The organism is Pseudocitrobacter vendiensis, from assembly GCF_943590815.1.
Taxonomy (GTDB): domain Bacteria; phylum Pseudomonadota; class Gammaproteobacteria; order Enterobacterales; family Enterobacteriaceae; genus Pseudocitrobacter; species Pseudocitrobacter vendiensis.
The window spans coordinates 1-16,463 of the sequence record NZ_CALSBS010000001.1; the positions used below are offsets into that span (position 1 = coordinate 1).

General features: G+C 51.7%; 17 protein-coding genes. 8 read left to right on the top strand and 9 right to left on the bottom strand.

Annotated features, from left to right (window positions below):
• Nucleotides 1-323, top strand: a 323-nt coding sequence (locus NMC31_RS00005) for a hypothetical protein (RefSeq protein WP_253896542.1), incomplete at its 5' end; no start/stop codon positions are given.
• An 11-nt stretch (nucleotides 324-334) separates the two neighbouring features.
• Here NMC31_RS00005 and lpxH read toward each other — a convergent pair.
• Complete coding sequence (lpxH, locus tag NMC31_RS00010) at nucleotides 335-1,057, bottom strand: UDP-2,3-diacylglucosamine diphosphatase (protein WP_253896543.1); 723 nt, start codon at nucleotides 1,055-1,057, stop codon at nucleotides 335-337.
• Nucleotides 1,058-1,059: 2 nt separating this feature from the next.
• Nucleotides 1,060-1,554 carry a peptidylprolyl isomerase B gene (gene ppiB, locus NMC31_RS00015; protein WP_149464289.1) on the bottom strand — a complete coding sequence of 165 codons (495 nt, stop codon included), beginning with the start codon at nucleotides 1,552-1,554 and terminating at the stop codon, nucleotides 1,060-1,062.
• 184 nt (nucleotides 1,555-1,738) lie between these two features.
• Here ppiB and cysS point away from each other — a divergent pair, with 184 nt between their 5' ends.
• Nucleotides 1,739-3,130, top strand: coding sequence for a cysteine--tRNA ligase (gene cysS / locus NMC31_RS00020; protein ID WP_253896544.1), 1,392 nt, complete (start codon nucleotides 1,739-1,741; stop codon nucleotides 3,128-3,130).
• A gap of 107 nt (nucleotides 3,131-3,237) precedes the next feature.
• Here cysS and NMC31_RS00025 read toward each other — a convergent pair whose 3' ends face one another.
• The 5 genes from NMC31_RS00025 to folD form a co-directional block, all read right to left on the bottom strand.
• Nucleotides 3,238-3,759 (bottom strand): metal-dependent hydrolase, encoded by a 522-nt coding sequence (locus NMC31_RS00025; RefSeq protein ID WP_253896545.1) that lies wholly within the window; start codon nucleotides 3,757-3,759, stop codon nucleotides 3,238-3,240.
• A 74-nt stretch (nucleotides 3,760-3,833) separates the two neighbouring features.
• On the bottom strand, nucleotides 3,834-4,850 hold the full coding sequence (locus tag NMC31_RS00030) for a substrate-binding domain-containing protein (RefSeq protein WP_253896546.1): 1,017 nt from the start codon (nucleotides 4,848-4,850) through the stop codon (nucleotides 3,834-3,836).
• Nucleotides 4,851-4,926: 76 nt separating this feature from the next.
• Nucleotides 4,927-6,426 (bottom strand): PTS transporter subunit EIIC, encoded by a 1,500-nt coding sequence (locus NMC31_RS00035; protein WP_149464293.1) that lies wholly within the window; start codon nucleotides 6,424-6,426, stop codon nucleotides 4,927-4,929.
• A 251-nt stretch (nucleotides 6,427-6,677) separates the two neighbouring features.
• The gene (ybcJ, locus tag NMC31_RS00040; protein ID WP_149464294.1) at nucleotides 6,678-6,890 is read right to left on the bottom strand and encodes a ribosome-associated protein YbcJ; all 213 of its coding nucleotides are present in this window, start codon (nucleotides 6,888-6,890) and stop codon (nucleotides 6,678-6,680) included.
• The gene (folD, locus tag NMC31_RS00045; RefSeq protein ID WP_015965477.1) at nucleotides 6,890-7,756 is read right to left on the bottom strand and encodes a bifunctional methylenetetrahydrofolate dehydrogenase/methenyltetrahydrofolate cyclohydrolase FolD; all 867 of its coding nucleotides are present in this window, start codon (nucleotides 7,754-7,756) and stop codon (nucleotides 6,890-6,892) included. Before folD ends, ybcJ begins: the two co-directional genes overlap by 1 nt.
• A 406-nt stretch (nucleotides 7,757-8,162) precedes the next feature.
• On the opposite strand from folD, the gene fimA reads away from it, so the two are divergent.
• The 6 genes from fimA (at nucleotide 8,163) to sfmF (ending at nucleotide 14,173) form a co-directional block, all read left to right on the top strand.
• Complete coding sequence (gene fimA, locus NMC31_RS00050; protein WP_253896547.1) at nucleotides 8,163-8,714, top strand: type 1 fimbrial major subunit FimA; 552 nt, start codon at nucleotides 8,163-8,165, stop codon at nucleotides 8,712-8,714.
• A gap of 64 nt (nucleotides 8,715-8,778) precedes the next feature.
• Nucleotides 8,779-9,321 (top strand): type 1 fimbrial protein subunit FimI, encoded by a 543-nt coding sequence (gene fimI / locus NMC31_RS00055; RefSeq protein WP_113858834.1) that lies wholly within the window; start codon nucleotides 8,779-8,781, stop codon nucleotides 9,319-9,321.
• 30 nt (nucleotides 9,322-9,351) lie between these two features.
• On the top strand, nucleotides 9,352-10,044 hold the full coding sequence (gene fimC / locus NMC31_RS00060; RefSeq protein ID WP_255690519.1) for a type 1 fimbria chaperone FimC: 693 nt from the start codon (nucleotides 9,352-9,354) through the stop codon (nucleotides 10,042-10,044).
• A gap of 23 nt (nucleotides 10,045-10,067) precedes the next feature.
• Complete coding sequence (locus NMC31_RS00065; protein ID WP_253896548.1) at nucleotides 10,068-12,632, top strand: fimbrial biogenesis usher protein; 2,565 nt, start codon at nucleotides 10,068-10,070, stop codon at nucleotides 12,630-12,632.
• Nucleotides 12,633-12,639: 7 nt separating this feature from the next.
• Nucleotides 12,640-13,644, top strand: a complete 1,005-nt coding sequence (gene fimH, locus NMC31_RS00070) for a type 1 fimbria D-mannose specific adhesin FimH (protein WP_253896806.1) — start codon at nucleotides 12,640-12,642, stop codon at nucleotides 13,642-13,644.
• A gap of 10 nt (nucleotides 13,645-13,654) precedes the next feature.
• Entirely contained in the window at nucleotides 13,655-14,173 is a 519-nt protein-coding gene (gene sfmF / locus NMC31_RS00075; protein WP_149464296.1) for a fimbria assembly protein, read from the top strand.
• Between the two features lie 38 nt (nucleotides 14,174-14,211).
• On the opposite strand, the gene fimZ is transcribed toward sfmF, so the two are convergent.
• Entirely contained in the window at nucleotides 14,212-14,841 is a 630-nt protein-coding gene (gene fimZ, locus NMC31_RS00080) for a fimbria biosynthesis transcriptional regulator FimZ (protein ID WP_253896549.1), read from the bottom strand.
• A gap of 807 nt (nucleotides 14,842-15,648) precedes the next feature.
• On the bottom strand, nucleotides 15,649-16,365 hold the full coding sequence (locus NMC31_RS00085; RefSeq protein WP_253896550.1) for a DNA-binding response regulator: 717 nt from the start codon (nucleotides 16,363-16,365) through the stop codon (nucleotides 15,649-15,651).
• Nucleotides 16,366-16,463: the final 98 nt, after the last annotated feature.

Consider the following 16,463-nt stretch of genomic DNA (forward strand, 5'->3'; position numbering starts at 1 on the left):
ATTATTTAAGTGTGACAGCAGCATTTTTATTAAAAATAAACATTGATTATGATTATATGAAATTAACTATGTATATTATTATGTTTACTATCGGCAATATAGTGCTGTTTCCGCCGTCGATAATATTGATAGATTTATTGGTTCCCTCAATGGTTCAGCTGGATATCTATCTTTGTTTTGCCTCTATCTCAGAAGATGACGAACTGGCAAATAATGCTATCGCAATGACCTCACTTATTCTTGCTGCTATTTTAGATCTGGCTCTTCTGTTCAGCATTGCCTGCATTTGGCTTCGTCTAACGCAAGGCAAAAGCGCGAAATAGTCTCATGCTGTTCAAAAAGGAAAACGCAGCAATTGAACATCCTCAGCCGTCACTTTCACCATCGACCCTTCCGTATGCCAGGCACCGAGCACGACGCGATACGCGGGTTGGCCGTTAGCGCTCAATGTATGTACATCCGGGCGATGCGTGTGCCCGTGAATCAGCCACTGCACGTGGTGCTTTTCCATCACATCCACAACGGCCTGCGGGTTCACATCCATAATCTCCATCGATTTATGGCTGTTGGCGGCTTTACTGTCGGCGCGCATGCGGGCGGCAATTTTCTGGCGGATAAACAACGGCAGTGCCAGGAATAATTTCTGGATCCACGGCGTATGCACTTTGGCGCGAAACGCCTGATAGCCTTCGTCATCGGTGCAGAGCGTATCGCCGTGCAAAATTAGCACCGGGCGACCGTACAGCTCAAGACGTTGTTCCTCTGGCAGCAGTGTCATGCCGCTTTCCCGGGCAAAGCGTTTACCGAGCAGGAAATCACGATTACCGTGAATGAAATAACAAGGAACACCGGAATTGACCAGCGCTTTTATGGCGTGGGCTATTTGCTGGTGCAGGGGATTCGGATCGTCGTCGCCAATCCAGGCTTCGAAGAGATCGCCGAGAATGTAGAGCGCATCGGCGTGACGCGCTTCACCGGCTAAAAAACGCAGAAAACCGGCGGTGATCGCCGGTTCTTCTGTCTGCAGGTGCAAATCTGCAATAAAGAGTGTCGCCACGATTACTCGCTGACGGTCACGCTTTCGATAATAACGTCTTCTTTAGGAACGTCCTGGTGCATACCGCTGCGGCCCGTGGCGACAGCTTTGATTTTATCCACCACGTCCATACCTTCGACGACTTCTGCGAATACGCAGTAGCCCCAACCCTGCAGGCTTTCGCCGGAGAAGTTCAGGAAGTCGTTATCAGCCACGTTGATGAAGAACTGCGCGGTTGCGGAGTGCGGAGCCTGAGTACGCGCCATTGCCAGCGTGCCACGGGTGTTTTTCAGACCATTGTTGGCTTCGTTTTTGATAGCCTCTTTGGTCGCTTTCTGATTCATGCCCGGCTCAAAGCCGCCGCCCTGAATCATAAATCCATTGATTACACGGTGGAAAATCGTGTTGTTGTAGAAACCTTCGCGGCAGTAGTCCAGGAAGTTTTTAACTGTTTCCGGCGCTTTGTCATCAAAGGTTTTGATTACGATATCGCCGTGATTAGTGTGGAAAGTAACCATTTCTGCATCCTGTTCCGTTATAGTGGTGCGTTAACTCGCGTGCGAGTCGTATATAGGCGCCTGTTATAGCATAACCGCGAGGTTCGATCACCTTGCAATGTGTGCTGCTTCAGAGTTGAATTAAAGGTAGAATACGCCGTTTCAGGCGCAAGCCCAGATCACACACGTCAACATGGAATTATCGATGCTAAAAATCTTCAATACAATGACCCGCCAAAAAGAGGAATTTAAGCCTATTCACGCCGGTGAAGTCGGCATGTACGTGTGTGGAATTACCGTTTACGATCTCTGTCATATCGGTCATGGACGTACCTTTGTTTCCTTTGACGTGGTAGCCCGTTACCTGCGTTTTCTTGGCTATAAGCTGAAATACGTCCGCAACATCACGGATATCGATGACAAAATCATCAAACGCGCCAATGAAAACGGCGAAAGCTTTGTGCAGCTGGTTGATCGCATGATTGTCGAAATGCATAAAGACTTTGATGCGCTGAACATTCTGCGCCCGGATGCCGAACCGCGCGCGACGCACCATATTCATGAAATCATCGAGATTACTGAACGTCTGATTGAACGCGGTCACGCATATGTTGCCGATAGCGGCGACGTGATGTTCTCGGTGCCGACCGATCCGAACTACGGCAAACTGTCGCGTCAGGATCTGGAGCAGTTGCAGGCCGGTGCGCGCGTCGAAGTCGCGGAAGTGAAACGTAACCCGATGGACTTCGTACTGTGGAAAATGTCGAAAGCGGGCGAGCCGAGCTGGCCATCGCCGTGGGGTGAAGGCCGTCCGGGCTGGCACATTGAATGTTCCGCGATGAACTGCAAACAGCTGGGGCATCATTTTGATATCCACGGCGGCGGTTCTGACCTGATGTTCCCGCACCACGAAAACGAAATCGCCCAGTCTACCTGTGCGCACGATGGCGAATACGTTAACTACTGGATGCACTCAGGGATGGTGATGGTTGACCGCGAGAAGATGTCAAAATCGCTGGGCAACTTCTTTACCGTGCGTGACGTGCTGAAGTATTACGACGCGGAAACCGTGCGTTACTTCCTGATGTCCGGCCACTATCGCAGCCAGCTGAACTACAGCGAAGATAACCTGAAACAGGCGCGTTCCGCGCTGGAGCGTCTCTACACGGCGCTGCGCGGTACCTCGGCTACGGACGTTGAATTCGTTCGCAGCGCGCAGTATGTCGATCGCTTTAAAGAGGCGATGGACGACGATTTCAACACCCCGGTGGCTTACGCCGTACTGTTTGATTTGGCGAAAGAAGTGAACAACGCGAAACAGGCAGGCAACAGCGAAGAAGCGAATGCGGCGGCCACTTGTCTGCGCACACTGGCGGCTGTTCTCGGCCTGCTGGAGCAAGATCCAGAAGCATTCCTGCAAAGTGGTGCTCAGGCGGATGATGGTGAAGTCGCGGAAATCGAAGCCCTGATTCAGCAGCGTCTCGACGCGCGTAAAGCGAAAGACTGGGCAGCAGCGGATGCGGCGCGTGACCGTCTGAATGAGATGGGTATCGTGCTGGAAGATGGCCCGCAGGGGACGACGTGGCGTCGTAAGTAACCCCTCACCCTAACCCTCTCCCATCGGGAGAGGGGACCGATTGTGTCAATGTTTAAGTGAGTGCGGTTTTCTCCCTCTCCCTGTGGGAGAGGGCCGGGGTGAGGGCATCAGCGCCTTTGCCACCACAATATTCCCATCAACATGGCTCCCGGCAGCCATACCCACAACAACTCCGAAAACATCACCTGATGACCATAGGGCGTGGTGTAACTCGACAGCGCGAACGGCGCGACTTTTATTACCTGCCACGGCGCAAAGAAGCGTTCCTCTGACCATGGCCACAGCCAGCCGACGCCTTTTCCGCCTGTGGTCACTGAATCCAACAGACTGTGCGATAGCAGCGATACGCTCAGAAATAGCCAGCAGCGGATGAGCCCGGACCGGAACCATTGTCGACCAATCATCACGCAAAGTAGCGGAACCACGAAAGCGAAAAGCAGTGAGTGGGTAAACCCGCGATGACCAAACGCATTGCCGTAAGCCACGCCAAACTTAAATGCCAGCACGTCGGCGTCTGGGAGCATGGCGAGCACAACGCCGGTAAAAAGTAATCGGGGAGGGATGACTCTGCTGCCAAGGCCTAAGCCCAGGCACAGAGGAACCGCGGCGTGTGTGATAACGGTCGGCATGGCTAAATATTCCCGGGAAATCAGGAGAATATAGCAGCAATTGGGCGCATCAGGCCCCGGGCACAATTCCGAAACTACGCCGATTCCCGCGTAATCAATTGACCAGAAAGTGTAATTTTCTGCGTTTGCAGTTCAGGTTCTTTAAGCTTCCGCATCATTAAGCCCGCAGCCTGTCGACCGGTCTCTTCGCTTGATGATGAGACATAGGTAAAAGAGGGGGAGGTGAGGTTCACATTAAGCATATCTTCAAAGCCAATCAACGCGACTTGCTGAGTCAGAAACACATCTTTCCCCACGGTACGCCCAACCTGATGAATTCCGGTTATGCTGCCAATCATCGCCGCAGGCGAGTGGCATAATAGTGCAGTGAAGGTGTTATTTTTCTCAAGCAACTGACGTGTGACGAGACTTGCAGCATGGGTATCCTCGCTACAGCACGGCGTCGCTTCTTCGCGATTCACCAGCCCATATTGCGTTAACACGCTGCGAAAACCCGCCAGCCGCTGCTGGCGAATTAAATCGTCTTCGCGCCCGCCAATGTAGGCAATGCTGCGATGCCCACGCTCAATCAGATACCGTGCTGCAAGAACGGCGGCCTGACGGTTATCGCGCATCACCAGGTTGCACTGTTCATCAAGCGGCGACTGGGAAACCACCACATAAGGTAGCGGACAGTGGCGTATTTTGTCCGGAATATGTGGGCTAAAGGCGTCAGATGCGAGGTAGATAACCCCCGCTACGCCTTGCTGTTTAAATGACAGCAGGCAGCGTTCTAAATGATCATGGCTGTTGAGCGGTTGACCGAGAAAAACCATAAATCCCTGTTTTTCCAGCTCCTGCACGATGCTTGCCATCACTTTGATGGAAAAACTGTCGCTGAAATCCGGGAGGATAAGGCCAATCAGATTGGACGTGTTGGCGCGAAGGTTAGCAGCCGCGACGTTGTGAACGTAACCGAGCGCCTCGATAGCAGCATGGACTTTGCCGATGGTTGCGTCAGAAATTTTCCCTTTCTGACGCAGTACCAGAGATACGGTCGACACTGACACGCCTGCCTGCTTTGCGACATCAATAATGCTGACTTTCTTCAATTCCGCTCCCTGAAATAATCGATTTATATCACGACGCCCCCTCAGCCTAACGGAGGCGCCGTCGAGCGGCATAGTATTATTTGCCAATCATCGTGGACATGGTCTGAGCGATAAACTGTGCTCTGGCACCGAAAATAACCTGAATACCTTTATCCCCGACAAACACCACCCCGCGTGCGCCGACACCGTTAAGGCCGTCTTTATCCACCTTATCACCCTGCGTGACTTCCAGACGCAAGCGGGTGATGCAGGAACCTACCGAATCGATATTCTGCGCGCCGCCCAGCAGAGCGATAATTTCCGTTGCCAGTTCGGTATCGGTTTTATCTTTGGCATCAGCCACCACATCGGCGCGGCCCGGCGTTTTGATATCAAAGCGACGGATCACGAAACGGAAGGTGAAGTAGTAGATAATCGCCATCGGAACACCGACGATTGCTGCGCTGAGGAAGTTGGTCTGATAACCGTTAAACGACGGTAGAATACCGAACGAGATGTAGTCAATCATCCCCGCAGAGAAGGATTTCGCGATGTGTGCGTGCAACAGGAACATACACATGTACGCAAGACCAGCCATGATGGCGTTAAAGACGTAAAGGATTGGCGCAACGAAAATAAAGGTAAACTCGACTGGCTCGGTGATCCCTGTCAGAAAGCAGGTGAGGGCGGCGGAGAACAGAATACCGAAAGCGATTTTCTTGTTTTTGCTGTTCGCTTCGTGATACATCGCCAGACAGGCGGCAGGCAGCGCAAACAGCATCAGCGGGAATTCTCCCTGCATGAATTTACCGGCATTCTGGTAGGTATCGCTGCTGAAGGATTTCACCCCTTCTTCCAGCATTTTGAACCAGATAGTCTGGTCGCCGTGGATGACCTGGCCTGCCTGCGTGGTGTAGTCCCCAAAGGAGTACCAGAAAGAGGGATACCAGATATGATGCAGGCCGAGCGGAATCAATGCGCGTTCGACAAGACCAAAAATAAACGTCGATGCTGCCTGATTATCACCGTTCACCACCGTGGAGAGCGCATCAATACCCGCCTGGATATGCTGCCAGACGTAAGGTAGCAGCAGGCCGAGCAGGAATGACAGCACTGCCGTGGCAATCGCGACAAAACGTTTGCCGGAGAAGAACCCCAGAAATTCCGGCAACTGCATGGCATGGAAGCGGTTATAACACCAGGCCGCGAGAATACCGCAAATCAGGCCGCCAAAGACGCCCATTTGCAGCGTCGGAATACCGACCACCATCGCATATTTCCCGCCCTGAGAGGCCATTTCCGGCGTAATCCCCAGCACGGTACCGATAGTGATATTGGTGACAAACACGGAAACGGCGGCAGAGAGTGCTGCGATACCCGATTCCGATGCCAGCCCGACTGCAGAACCAATCGCGAACAACATCGGCAGATTATCGAAAATAACCCCCCCTGCGTTCATCATTAGCGGCAAATGGAATTTATCACCGAACGCCAGCAGCAAACCCGCCGCAGGCAGGAGTGAGATTGGCAGCATTAATGCGCGACCAATCATCGATAGTTTTGACAATGATTTAACAATACCGGACAGCAAACCCATACCCGTTCCCCCGACTGGAGATAATGAATTGCGCGTAAAGCGCGCTGTTATTGTAAGTAGAACGTTCTAGTAGAACGTTCTACTTATGGTCGGAGAAACGTAAAATTTCCGCAACAAGATTATGACGCGTAGCGATAGGAGATTGTGATTATTTGAAGTTGATCAATAAGTGACCGCGCTGAAAGCAGGGGAATATAATAGGTGTGTGACGAGTGAAATAATACCCGGCAGGTTGCCGGGTATTAACAGGCTTATGCGATAACGCTAATGCTTTGTCCGGCAAAGCTCACCGTTTGCCCGGCGACGATTTTGCAGCGTTTGCGCGTTTCAACCGCGCCGTCAACTTTCACCTGACCATCGGCGATGACGATTTTCGCCTGCGCGCCGCTTTCGGTCCAGCCTTCCAGTTTCAGCAGATCGCACAGTTCAACGTGCGGGTGTTTTCCTAAAGAGAATGTGGCCATTATGCTTCCTCGACGTCGTGATACTCTTCACAGGCCTGAAGCGTATTCTGAATAAGTGTTGCAACGGTCATCGGGCCGACGCCGCCCGGAACCGGCGTAATGTAAGACGCGCGTTTGGCTGCATCTTCAAAAACTACATCGCCCACTACTTTGCCATTTTCCAGTCGGTTAATGCCGACATCCATGACGATAGCGCCTTCTTTGATCCAGTCGCCCGGAATAAAGCCCGGTTTACCGACGGCGACAATCAACAGGTCGGCATTTTCGACATGGTGACGCAGGTTTTTAGTGAAGCGGTGAGTCACGGTGGTGGTACAACCGGCCAGCAGCAGCTCCATGCTCATCGGGCGACCTACGATGTTAGAGGCGCCGATAACGACGGCATTGAGCCCATAAGTGTCGATGTTGTAGCGTTCGAGCAGCGTGACGATACCGCGCGGCGTACACGGGCGCAGACGCGGCGCGCGCTGGCACAGGCGGCCCACATTATACGGGTGAAAACCGTCAACGTCTTTATCGGGTGCAATGCGTTCCAGCACTTTCACGTTATCGATGCCTGCCGGGAGCGGCAACTGCACTAAGATACCGTCAATGGTTTTGTCGGCGTTCAGGGTGTCGATAAGGGTCAGTAGCTCGGCTTCGCTGGTGGTTTCCGGCAGGTCATAAGAGCGGGAGACGAACCCCACTTCGTCGCAGGCTTTGCGTTTGCTTGCGACATAAATTTGTGAGGCCGGGTTGCTGCCAACCAGCACAACGGCAAGCCCGGGGGCACGTTTTCCTGCTGCAACGCGCGCCTGCACTTTTTCCGCAACCTCAGAGCGCACCTGCTGCGCAATCGTTTTACCGTCAATAATCTTAGCTGCCATCAGAGAGAAGATTCCATCTGTCACTTTCGAAAGGGGGATGGCCATATTTTGTCAGATGCGGGGCTTTCTGTCAGTCATCCTTTACGAGTTTTCGCGCGAAAGCCCTTCCTGCTAGCGATAGTCTTACGGTTTACAGGGTTTTGTCCTGGTAAAAATTAGGACGCGGCTTAGCCTGAGCTCAGTGTTTATACGTATTTTCTCTTATTTAATTTCTGTACCTTAGCGTCGAAATAAATTCTTCCGGTGTTATCGCCGGAATATCTCACTGCCTGTTATTTGGTAGTGCTTTTAACTCTCTCAAGGACGCTGAGGTTATGCGGTCTGGCAATTATTTGCCGTGCTATGTCATGCGAGTCGTACAGGATATTCGGTTCGTCACAATGTTTTAATTCATCAAGGAATACCTATGAAACTGAGTACTATTGCCTCTACTGTGATGGCGTCTTTCGTATTAATGACGGGTGCGGCGCAAGCTGCGGCAGTTTCCGTAAATGGCGGCAGCGTTCACTTTAAAGGTGAATTAGTCAACGCAGCGTGTGCGGTAAATACTGAGTCTTCAGATCAAATTGTTGAACTGGGCCAGTATCGCACGGCGAAATTTACTGCAGTCGGCGATACCACCACCAATATGCCGTTCACCATCGTTCTGAACGATTGCGATCCGAGCGTATCGGCTACCGCTGCTGTTGCATTTAGCGGCCAGGCTGACGCCACCGACGCAACGCTGCTGGCAGTGAACTCTTCCAACAACAATACCGCGGCGAAAGGCGTGGGTATCGAGATCCTCGACAGCAAATCGAAAACGCTGAGCCCGGATGGCGCAACCTTCTCTTCTGCACAGACTCTGCTGCAGGGCACCAACACCCTGAACTTCTCCGCACGCTACAAAGCAACGGCGGATACCGCAGAGCCGGGTCAGGCGAATGCGGACGCGACCTTTGTGATGAAGTACGAGTAATTGCTCATACAGGGAGTGACTTTGCCTCAGGGATGAGGCTCGAATCACCTGAAGAGAGCCACGAATGAGAGGGATTGTGTTCCTGCTGGCCACGCTGATGCTTTCTCTGCCCGCGCTGGCGCACAGAGTTGTCATCGAAGGTGGAAAAGTACAAATGCGCGGCGAGCTGGTTAACAGCGCCTGTGCTGTCGCCACCGAAAGCCAGAATATGCGCATTGAGATGGGGCAGTACCGAACCAACGCGTTTACCGGGCCGGGAAGCTTTGCCACCACGCAGGTGCCGTTTACGCTGCGCCTGGTCGATTGCCGAAAAGATGTTTCGCAGACCGTGGGGATTGCCTTCCAGGGGCTGACGCCAACGGAAGATCCGCTGGTGTTTATGACCACGTCGCGCGTCGATGGCCGTCAACCAAACAGCGGGGTAGGTCTGGCGTTATTTGATAACAGCCAGCGGCATATTATTCCGAACGCCCAGCCGGTTTCTTATTTTCCAATTAATGATGACGAGCTGATATTTCATTTCAGCGCGCGCTATCGGGCTATTTCTGGCCAGGTTATGCCAGGCGCAATTCAGTCTGATGTCTGGTTTACGTTGCTTTATCCCTGAAGCGTCAAAAAGAGAAAAGGTATTGTTGTGATTAACGCAATTATTAAATCAAGCATGGCCCTGTCATTTTTACTGCTGTGTGTTTCATTACCTGCACAGGCATCCGGGGGAGTGGCACTGGGCGCTACGCGCGTTATTTATCCGGCGGACGCCAAACAGACGTCGCTGGCCATCACTAACAGCAATGATAAAGAACGTTATTTAATTAACGCATGGATTGAAAACGACCTCGGGAAAAAAGAATCAACATTTGTCGTGACGCCTCCGCTGTTCGTCAGTGAGCCAAAAAGCGAAAACACCCTGCGTATTATTTATGCTGGGCAGCCTTTGCCGTCCGATCGCGAGTCGCTGTTCTGGATGAACGTGAAGGCGATTCCGTCCGTCAATAAAGCAAATATCGAAGGGAAGAACGTTCTGCAACTGGCGATTTTGTCGCGCATCAAACTGTTCGTTCGCCCGAAAAATCTGGCTATGCCACCGGAAGAGGCCCTGTCGCACCTGCGTTTTGAGCGCAGCGGCACGCACCTGAAGGTGACCAATGCGTCGCCTTATTACGTTACGCTTGTCAATTTGCAGCTTGGCGGTCAGCGCATCAACAACCTGATGATTGCGCCGAAAAACAGCGCCCAGCAGGCGATTCCCGCCTCGGCAAGCGGTACGCTTTCGTGGCAGAGCGTGAATGATTACGGGGCTATTACCCCCGTTCACCGCGTCAACCTTTGATGAAGTCAGGGCAGGCCGACACCATGAAAAACCTTCACCCGCTCAGTATGCTGACGCTGGCTGTGATGGCGGCGCTCTGGTCACCCAACGGGCGCGGCGAGAGCTACTTCAACCCCGCATTTTTGTCGGAAGATACGGCCACCGTGGCCGATCTTTCGCGTTTTGAGCAGGGGCATCAGCAAGCGCCGGGCGTATATCGCGTCGATATCTGGCGCAACGATGAATTTATCGGTACTCAGGATCTCACCTTTGTCGCCGCCGAAGGGGCGGCGCCTCCTGCTGCGGGCCTTGCGCCCTGTATTCAGCGTGATTTTTTACAACGTTTGGGCGTCAACATGACGGCCTTTCCGGCGCTCGCCAGTGAGCCGAAAGGGAACTGCGTGGCACTGGAAAACCTGCTGCCGGGAAGCGTCGTGGCGTTTGATTTCGCCTCGCTACGCCTGCGACTGAGCCTGCCACAGGCGGCGATGAGCAACAGCGCGCGCGGTTATATTCCGCCGGACGAGTGGGATGAGGGCATTCCCGCGCTGCTGTTGAACTATAGTCTGACCGGTAACAAAGGCAGCGATGACGACAGTCATTATCTCAATTTGCAAAGCGGCCTGAACTACGGCCCGTGGCGGCTGCGTAATAACGGCGCATGGCGCTATACCCGTAATAACGGGCAGCGCCACAGCGAATGGGAAAATATCGGTACCTGGCTCCAGCGCTCGATTATCCCGCTGAAAAGCGAAATGGTGTTGGGCGACAGCAATACCGGCAATGATGTATTCGACAGCATCGGTTTTCGCGGCGGCCGATTGTACTCCTCAGACAGCATGTATCCGGACAGCCTGCAGGGCTACGCCCCGACAGTCCGCGGGATTGCGCGTACGCCAGCGAAGGTGGTGATCCGCCAGAACGGCTACGTGATTTATCAAAGCTACGTGCAGCCGGGCGCTTTTGCGATAAGCGACCTGAACCCGACCTCTTCAAGCGGTGACCTGGATGTGACCGTAGAGGAGAAAGACGGTAGCCAGCAGCGCTACACCGTACCCTATTCCACGGTGCCATTGCTGCAACGTGAAGGGCGACTGAAGTATGACCTGGTTGCCGGGGAGTATCGCAGCGGGAATAGCCAAAAAGACACGCCGTTCTTTGGTCAGGGCACGATGATTGTCGGCCTGCCAGGCGGTTATACCGTTTATGGCGGTACGCAGATGGCGTCGCGCTACGCGGCAGCAGCCATTGGCGCGGGGAAAAACCTTGGCGACTGGGGCGCAATTTCTCTTGATGTGACCCATGCGCGGAGTCAATTGGCTGACGATAGCTGGCATGAAGGGCAGTCTCTGCGTTTCCTGTACGCCAAATCCCTGAACGGCTTCGGCACCAACTTCCAGCTTCTGGGCTATCGCTACTCGACGCGTGGTTTTTATACCCTTGATGATGTGGCGTGGAAACGGATGTCCGGGTATGAGTACTCCGAAACGGAAAACGATAAAAATGGCGTGCCGGATGTCGTGAGTTATCACAACCTCACATGGAGTAAAAAAGGACGTTTTCAGGTCAACATTTCGCAATCGCTGGGCGATTACGGTTCGGTGTATCTCTCCGGTAGCGAGCAGACCTACTGGGGAACCAGCGACTCCAATATCTGGTATCAGCTCGGCTATGCCGGCGGCTGGAAAGGCATCAGCTACTCGTTGTCCTGGTCCTGGAACCGCTCCGTGGGCATTGATGGCACCGATCGCATTGTTTCTGCGAACGTCTCTATTCCGTTCAGTCTGTTTACACCGAACGGCTATCGTCGCGATAGCGTGCTGGATCGCGCCTATGCGACAGCTTCCGCCAGCCGTAATAAAGACGGTGATAGCAGTTGGCAAACCGGCGTGAGTGGCACGCTGCTGGAAGGACGCAACCTGAACTACAGCGTGACGCAGGGCCACACCAGTAACAACGGTTCCAGCGGCAGTGCATCGGCGAACTGGCAGGCGACATACGGTACGGTTGGCGCAGGCTACAACTACTCCCGTGACCAGCATGATTTCAACTGGCAATTGGCCGGTGGCGTGGTCGGTCATGCTGATGGCGTGACGTTCAGTCAGCCGCTGGGCGATACCAACGTACTTATCAAAGCGCCGGGCGCCAGTGGGGTGAAAGTTGAAAACCAGACCGGAGTGAAGACCGACTGGCGCGGTTACGCTGTCATGCCTTACGCCACGGTGTATCGCTATAACCGTGTGGCGCTCGATACCAACTCCATGAATGACCATACGGACGTGGAAAACAACGTCAGCAGCGTGGTGCCAACCCGTGGCGCGCTGGTGCGTGCGGCGTTTGATACGCGAATTGGCGTGCGTGCGTTGATCACCGTTCGCCGTGGCGATCGTTTTGTACCGTTTGGCGCAATCGTGCGCGAAGTCAACAGCGGCGTCACCAGTATGGCGGGTGAAGAGGGGCAAATCTATCTCAGCGGCCTGCCGTTGAGCGGGGAGCTGCTCATTCAGTGGGGCGACAGCGCGCAGGAACGCTGTCGTGCAACGTATACGCTCCCGCAGGAGAGTTTAAATCAGGCGATTACCATGATGGGAGCACGCTGTGAACGTTAATAAGAGAATGAAAGGCGCCCTTGCACTGGCGGGGGTATGTCTGGGAATGACGGCGCTTCCCGCCTGGGCTACGGTGTGTGCGAACTCGGACGGTGTGTCAAAAGATATTGCTTACAACCTGACTGATGTCTTTACCAGTGCCAATAACCAGGTGGGGCAGATAGTCACGTTGGCGCAGAAATCGGGCTTAGTCGGTGTTAACGCCATTTGCCCCAAAGGAACCTCAGGCAATACGACCATGCGAAGTTACACCACCGATCTCACGGTCACCAGCGTGGAAGATAAATTTCAGTATGTAAAACTGAATGAATATCTTGATGGCGCCATGAAAATAACGGATGACTTTGCTGGGGAGTTTTACCCTCCTGTGAAATATATCCAGATGGGATCACACCCTAACGTATCGAAAAACAAAGCTTTTCCGGTAACCGATTCGAAGCTGGTTTTCCGCCTCAAAGTGACCCGGCGCTTTATCAATATGGTGGTCATTCCCCAGCAGACTATGTTTCGGGTCTATGTGACAACCACAAAGGGAGACCCCCTCACCACGGTGGTCTACACCATTAGCTACAGTGGCATCATTGAAGTTCCGCAAAGCTGCGAAATTAACGCCGGGAATGTGGTTGAATTCGATTTTGGCGATATTGGCGCATCGCTGTTTTCTCAGGCGGGAGCCGGCCAGCGCCCGCCGAGCGTGCCTGCGCAGAGCAAAACCATCGGGATTAAATGCACTAACGTGGAAGCGAATGCCTATCTGACGATGCGTATCGAAGCTGAAAAAGTGTCGGGTAATGCGCTGGTTTCCGACAACCCCGATTTAGGCTTCGTGGTTGCCGATGCAAACGGCAATCCGTTAACACCGAATACGCTGGGCAGCACCATTCCGTTCCGCCTGGATGACGCCGCACAGGCGCAGGTGGGGATTCGCGCATGGCCGGTCAGTATTACCGGCAATAAACCGGCAGAAGGGATATTTACATCGCGAGGCTATTTGCGTGTTGATTACGATTAAGAGAGGCAAGATGCCACGTTATTTCACTTATGCCCTGTCATTGCTGGCGATGATAAGTACTTCGCAGGCAGCAACGCCATTGGGCGAAATCAACATAGAACTGCGCGGTAATATCGTGGACTTAAGCTGCGTGGTAAACGCCAGCGATAGCGCGAAAGAAGTCCAGTTGGGATCGTGGCCCACGAAGCAGTTGCAAACCGCAGGCAGCAAAACTCAGGCGATGCCATTTTCGATTCGCTTGACCGGTTGCCCGCCGGGGGCGGTATCAATCACTTTTGCCGGAACACCCGACGATCAGGACAACACCTTGCTGGCGCTGAATGGCGCAAGCCAGGCCAGTCGTGTTGCGGTGGAGATCCTTGATGAGGACAAAACTCGCCTACCGTTACAGCAGGAGAGTAAAGAGGTGGCTATCGACGCACAAGGGGATGCCACATTGTCGTTTTACGCCAATTATATTTCCACGGCAGACAACCCTCAGCCAGGCAGTGCCGATGCGGATGCGACCTTTACGCTTAACTATAACTGACTTCCCGGGCCCGTTTCAGGGCCGGGATTCATGAATGACTAGAGTAATTCGTGGGCTTTCGCATAATCAATCAATTCCACGATAGTATGCACGCCAAGTTTGGTGAAAATATTTGATTTATGTGCACTAATGGTTTTATTGCTCAACAAGAATTGGGCTGCTATCTCTTTATTAGATAAACCATTAGCAAGATAACGTAGTACGGTAATTTCTCGGTTGGATAACGGCATGTCGCTAAACTTATGACGCATGTTACCGCCACCAAAGATATTCATGGAATCTGCCGGGAAGAATGAATATCCGGAGAGAAGCATCTCCACTGCTTTATAGATATCACACAGATCCTTCCGCTTGCTGACAAAACCATTTGCGCCAGCTCTAATCGCCCGACAGGCATAGAACGACTCAGATTTAGATGACAAGAAAAGAACTTTGGTGCTTTCACTGATGTTCTTTATCCGTTTGAGTAATGAAAACCCGTCTGAGCCGGAAAGCTCAATATCAAGTATTACCATATCTACGTCATTATTTCTAATATATTCAATAACTTCATGGCTATTGTCTGACTTGAGAACGACCTTAATCTGTGGGTTTTTTTGGAGCAGGACCTCGATCGACATTCTGACTATAGGGTGTTCGTCCATAATGATAACGGATGCCGGTTTCATCTTTATATGCCTCAGACTGGTGGAATAGTTACGTGGGATTCCTTTACGGAAACTATTACAAGTCGAATGGATAAATAAAAAATTTAATTCTTGTCTTACTTCCAGAGGAGTTATCTATCCCTACTTGTACCATTATAAAGTGACAATTTTGTCCGGTACTTAAACAATGCCTAAACCCTTAAAAAGGCTTTTCTTATAACACGATAAGTACATGGCTATTATACTTGCTATGAATTGTCCGAAAAGCATTATTAAAGTCGCAACAATCAGTAATTAATATGATGTTCTAGTCAGAAAGTTTATTCAAATTATTTTTGGTATTTACCTCCAGGTGTTTAAAATCCTGTAGAGGAGTTAACTTTTTTCTCTGGCATAAATATAAATAGATGCTAAATGTTGAAAACGTGTTAATTGATATGGCGCAATTATTGGGGAATAATCGATCGGTAAACATATCTGGAATGACGCAATTCAACGATTATTCCACAAAAAATTCCTTTTGATCTCAACTCAAGCTATGGGGAGGGCTTAAGGAAAATATTTTATCAGCACAATGCAAAACCCTACTATATCTGGTGGTTACCGACTGACAGGCCTACAAATAGCGCTAATCAGGAGGTTCCTGCCTGAATGTGCGACAGAGTAATGCTCTTTAGAGGCCTTTTTCCATAGTGATTTTTGCTATCCAAATCCGGGTCTTAGGAATAGTTATAAACTTTGCAATATTGTTAAAATTTAACAAAAAAAGATCATTTTGATTAAGTAATTTCTTAAAACAATCTAAGATTTAAGAGGTTAATGAAATTGTCAGTTTGAACTAGCAGAAAGATTTTGCAGCAAGTGAATAAGTTCTGAGCGATGCTGAAGCTTGAGTCGTTCCACTATGCGCCCCAGACGATAGATAATCCTGTGGTAATCTTTGTCATGATCGCTGGCAATAGATTTCAACGAACGCCCCTGGGTCAGCGCCATCAGAATGAGCCACTCATCGCGCGAAAAATGGCTTTTCCGGTTGAACTGTATCGGCTGAGGCATGAGCAGTTTTTTACGCAGGGTACGAAACGGCGAATGTCGACTGATTATCCGAAGTGCCGTCACTGCTTTCATAAAGCGCAGGGCTTTTTTATCCTGTGTCGGCGCAATCAGATGAATATAATTTTGTGGATACTCGAAACTGATGCGGCGCAAGCGATCCAGCGTTTCGATGGCGGGCGCATCAGTGTAATAAATATCGACCAGCAACTGTACGCCAGGTGCTTTGGGGAGCAGGTCCAGCGCATTATCCAGCGTTGATGTTACCCAGCCGTTACTCAGCGGATAAGGGGCGAAACGAAACCCGTGACGCAAGAATTGATCGCTGCTGACCAGTATAAAATGGGGAGAGTCGGTTTTATGCGTGAGGGCAAGTGAGTGAGTAAGGCGTTCGAGTCTGTCAAAAAATGGGGGCCAGTCATGTGGATTCTTAAATCCAGGGTGATCGGTGCCTGAACGACGCCTCCTTTCTCTGCGAATTGCGATGCGCATGCTTCTCTTCCTGGCGCCGTCACGCGCGTATTCACTTATAGCTTATCTAACGGTGCGGTCAAACAGCCAGTAGCAGACATTGTGACACCAGAGGCAGG

Bases quoted from the DNA above. Each gene is read 5' to 3' on its own strand.
- ppiB (WP_149464289.1), bottom strand. From the start codon at position 1,554: ATGGTTACTTTCCACACTAATCACGGCGATATCGTAATCAAAACCTTT.
- cysS (WP_253896544.1), top strand. From the start codon at position 1,739: ATGCTAAAAATCTTCAATACAATGACCCGCCAAAAAGAGGAATTTAAG.
- NMC31_RS00025 (WP_253896545.1), bottom strand. From the start codon at position 3,759: ATGCCGACCGTTATCACACACGCCGCGGTTCCTCTGTGCCTGGGCTTA.
- NMC31_RS00035 (WP_149464293.1), bottom strand. From the start codon at position 6,426: ATGGGTTTGCTGTCCGGTATTGTTAAATCATTGTCAAAACTATCGATG.
- ybcJ (WP_149464294.1), bottom strand. From the start codon at position 6,890: ATGGCCACATTCTCTTTAGGAAAACACCCGCACGTTGAACTGTGCGAT.
- folD (WP_015965477.1), bottom strand. From the start codon at position 7,756: ATGGCAGCTAAGATTATTGACGGTAAAACGATTGCGCAGCAGGTGCGC.
- fimA (WP_253896547.1), top strand. From the start codon at position 8,163: ATGAAACTGAGTACTATTGCCTCTACTGTGATGGCGTCTTTCGTATTA.
- fimI (WP_113858834.1), top strand. From the start codon at position 8,779: ATGAGAGGGATTGTGTTCCTGCTGGCCACGCTGATGCTTTCTCTGCCC.
- NMC31_RS00065 (WP_253896548.1), top strand. From the start codon at position 10,068: ATGAAAAACCTTCACCCGCTCAGTATGCTGACGCTGGCTGTGATGGCG.
- fimH (WP_253896806.1), top strand. From the start codon at position 12,640: ATGAAAGGCGCCCTTGCACTGGCGGGGGTATGTCTGGGAATGACGGCG.
- sfmF (WP_149464296.1), top strand. From the start codon at position 13,655: ATGCCACGTTATTTCACTTATGCCCTGTCATTGCTGGCGATGATAAGT.
- fimZ (WP_253896549.1), bottom strand. From the start codon at position 14,841: ATGAAACCGGCATCCGTTATCATTATGGACGAACACCCTATAGTCAGA.
- NMC31_RS00085 (WP_253896550.1), bottom strand. From the start codon at position 16,365: ATGCGCATCGCAATTCGCAGAGAAAGGAGGCGTCGTTCAGGCACCGAT.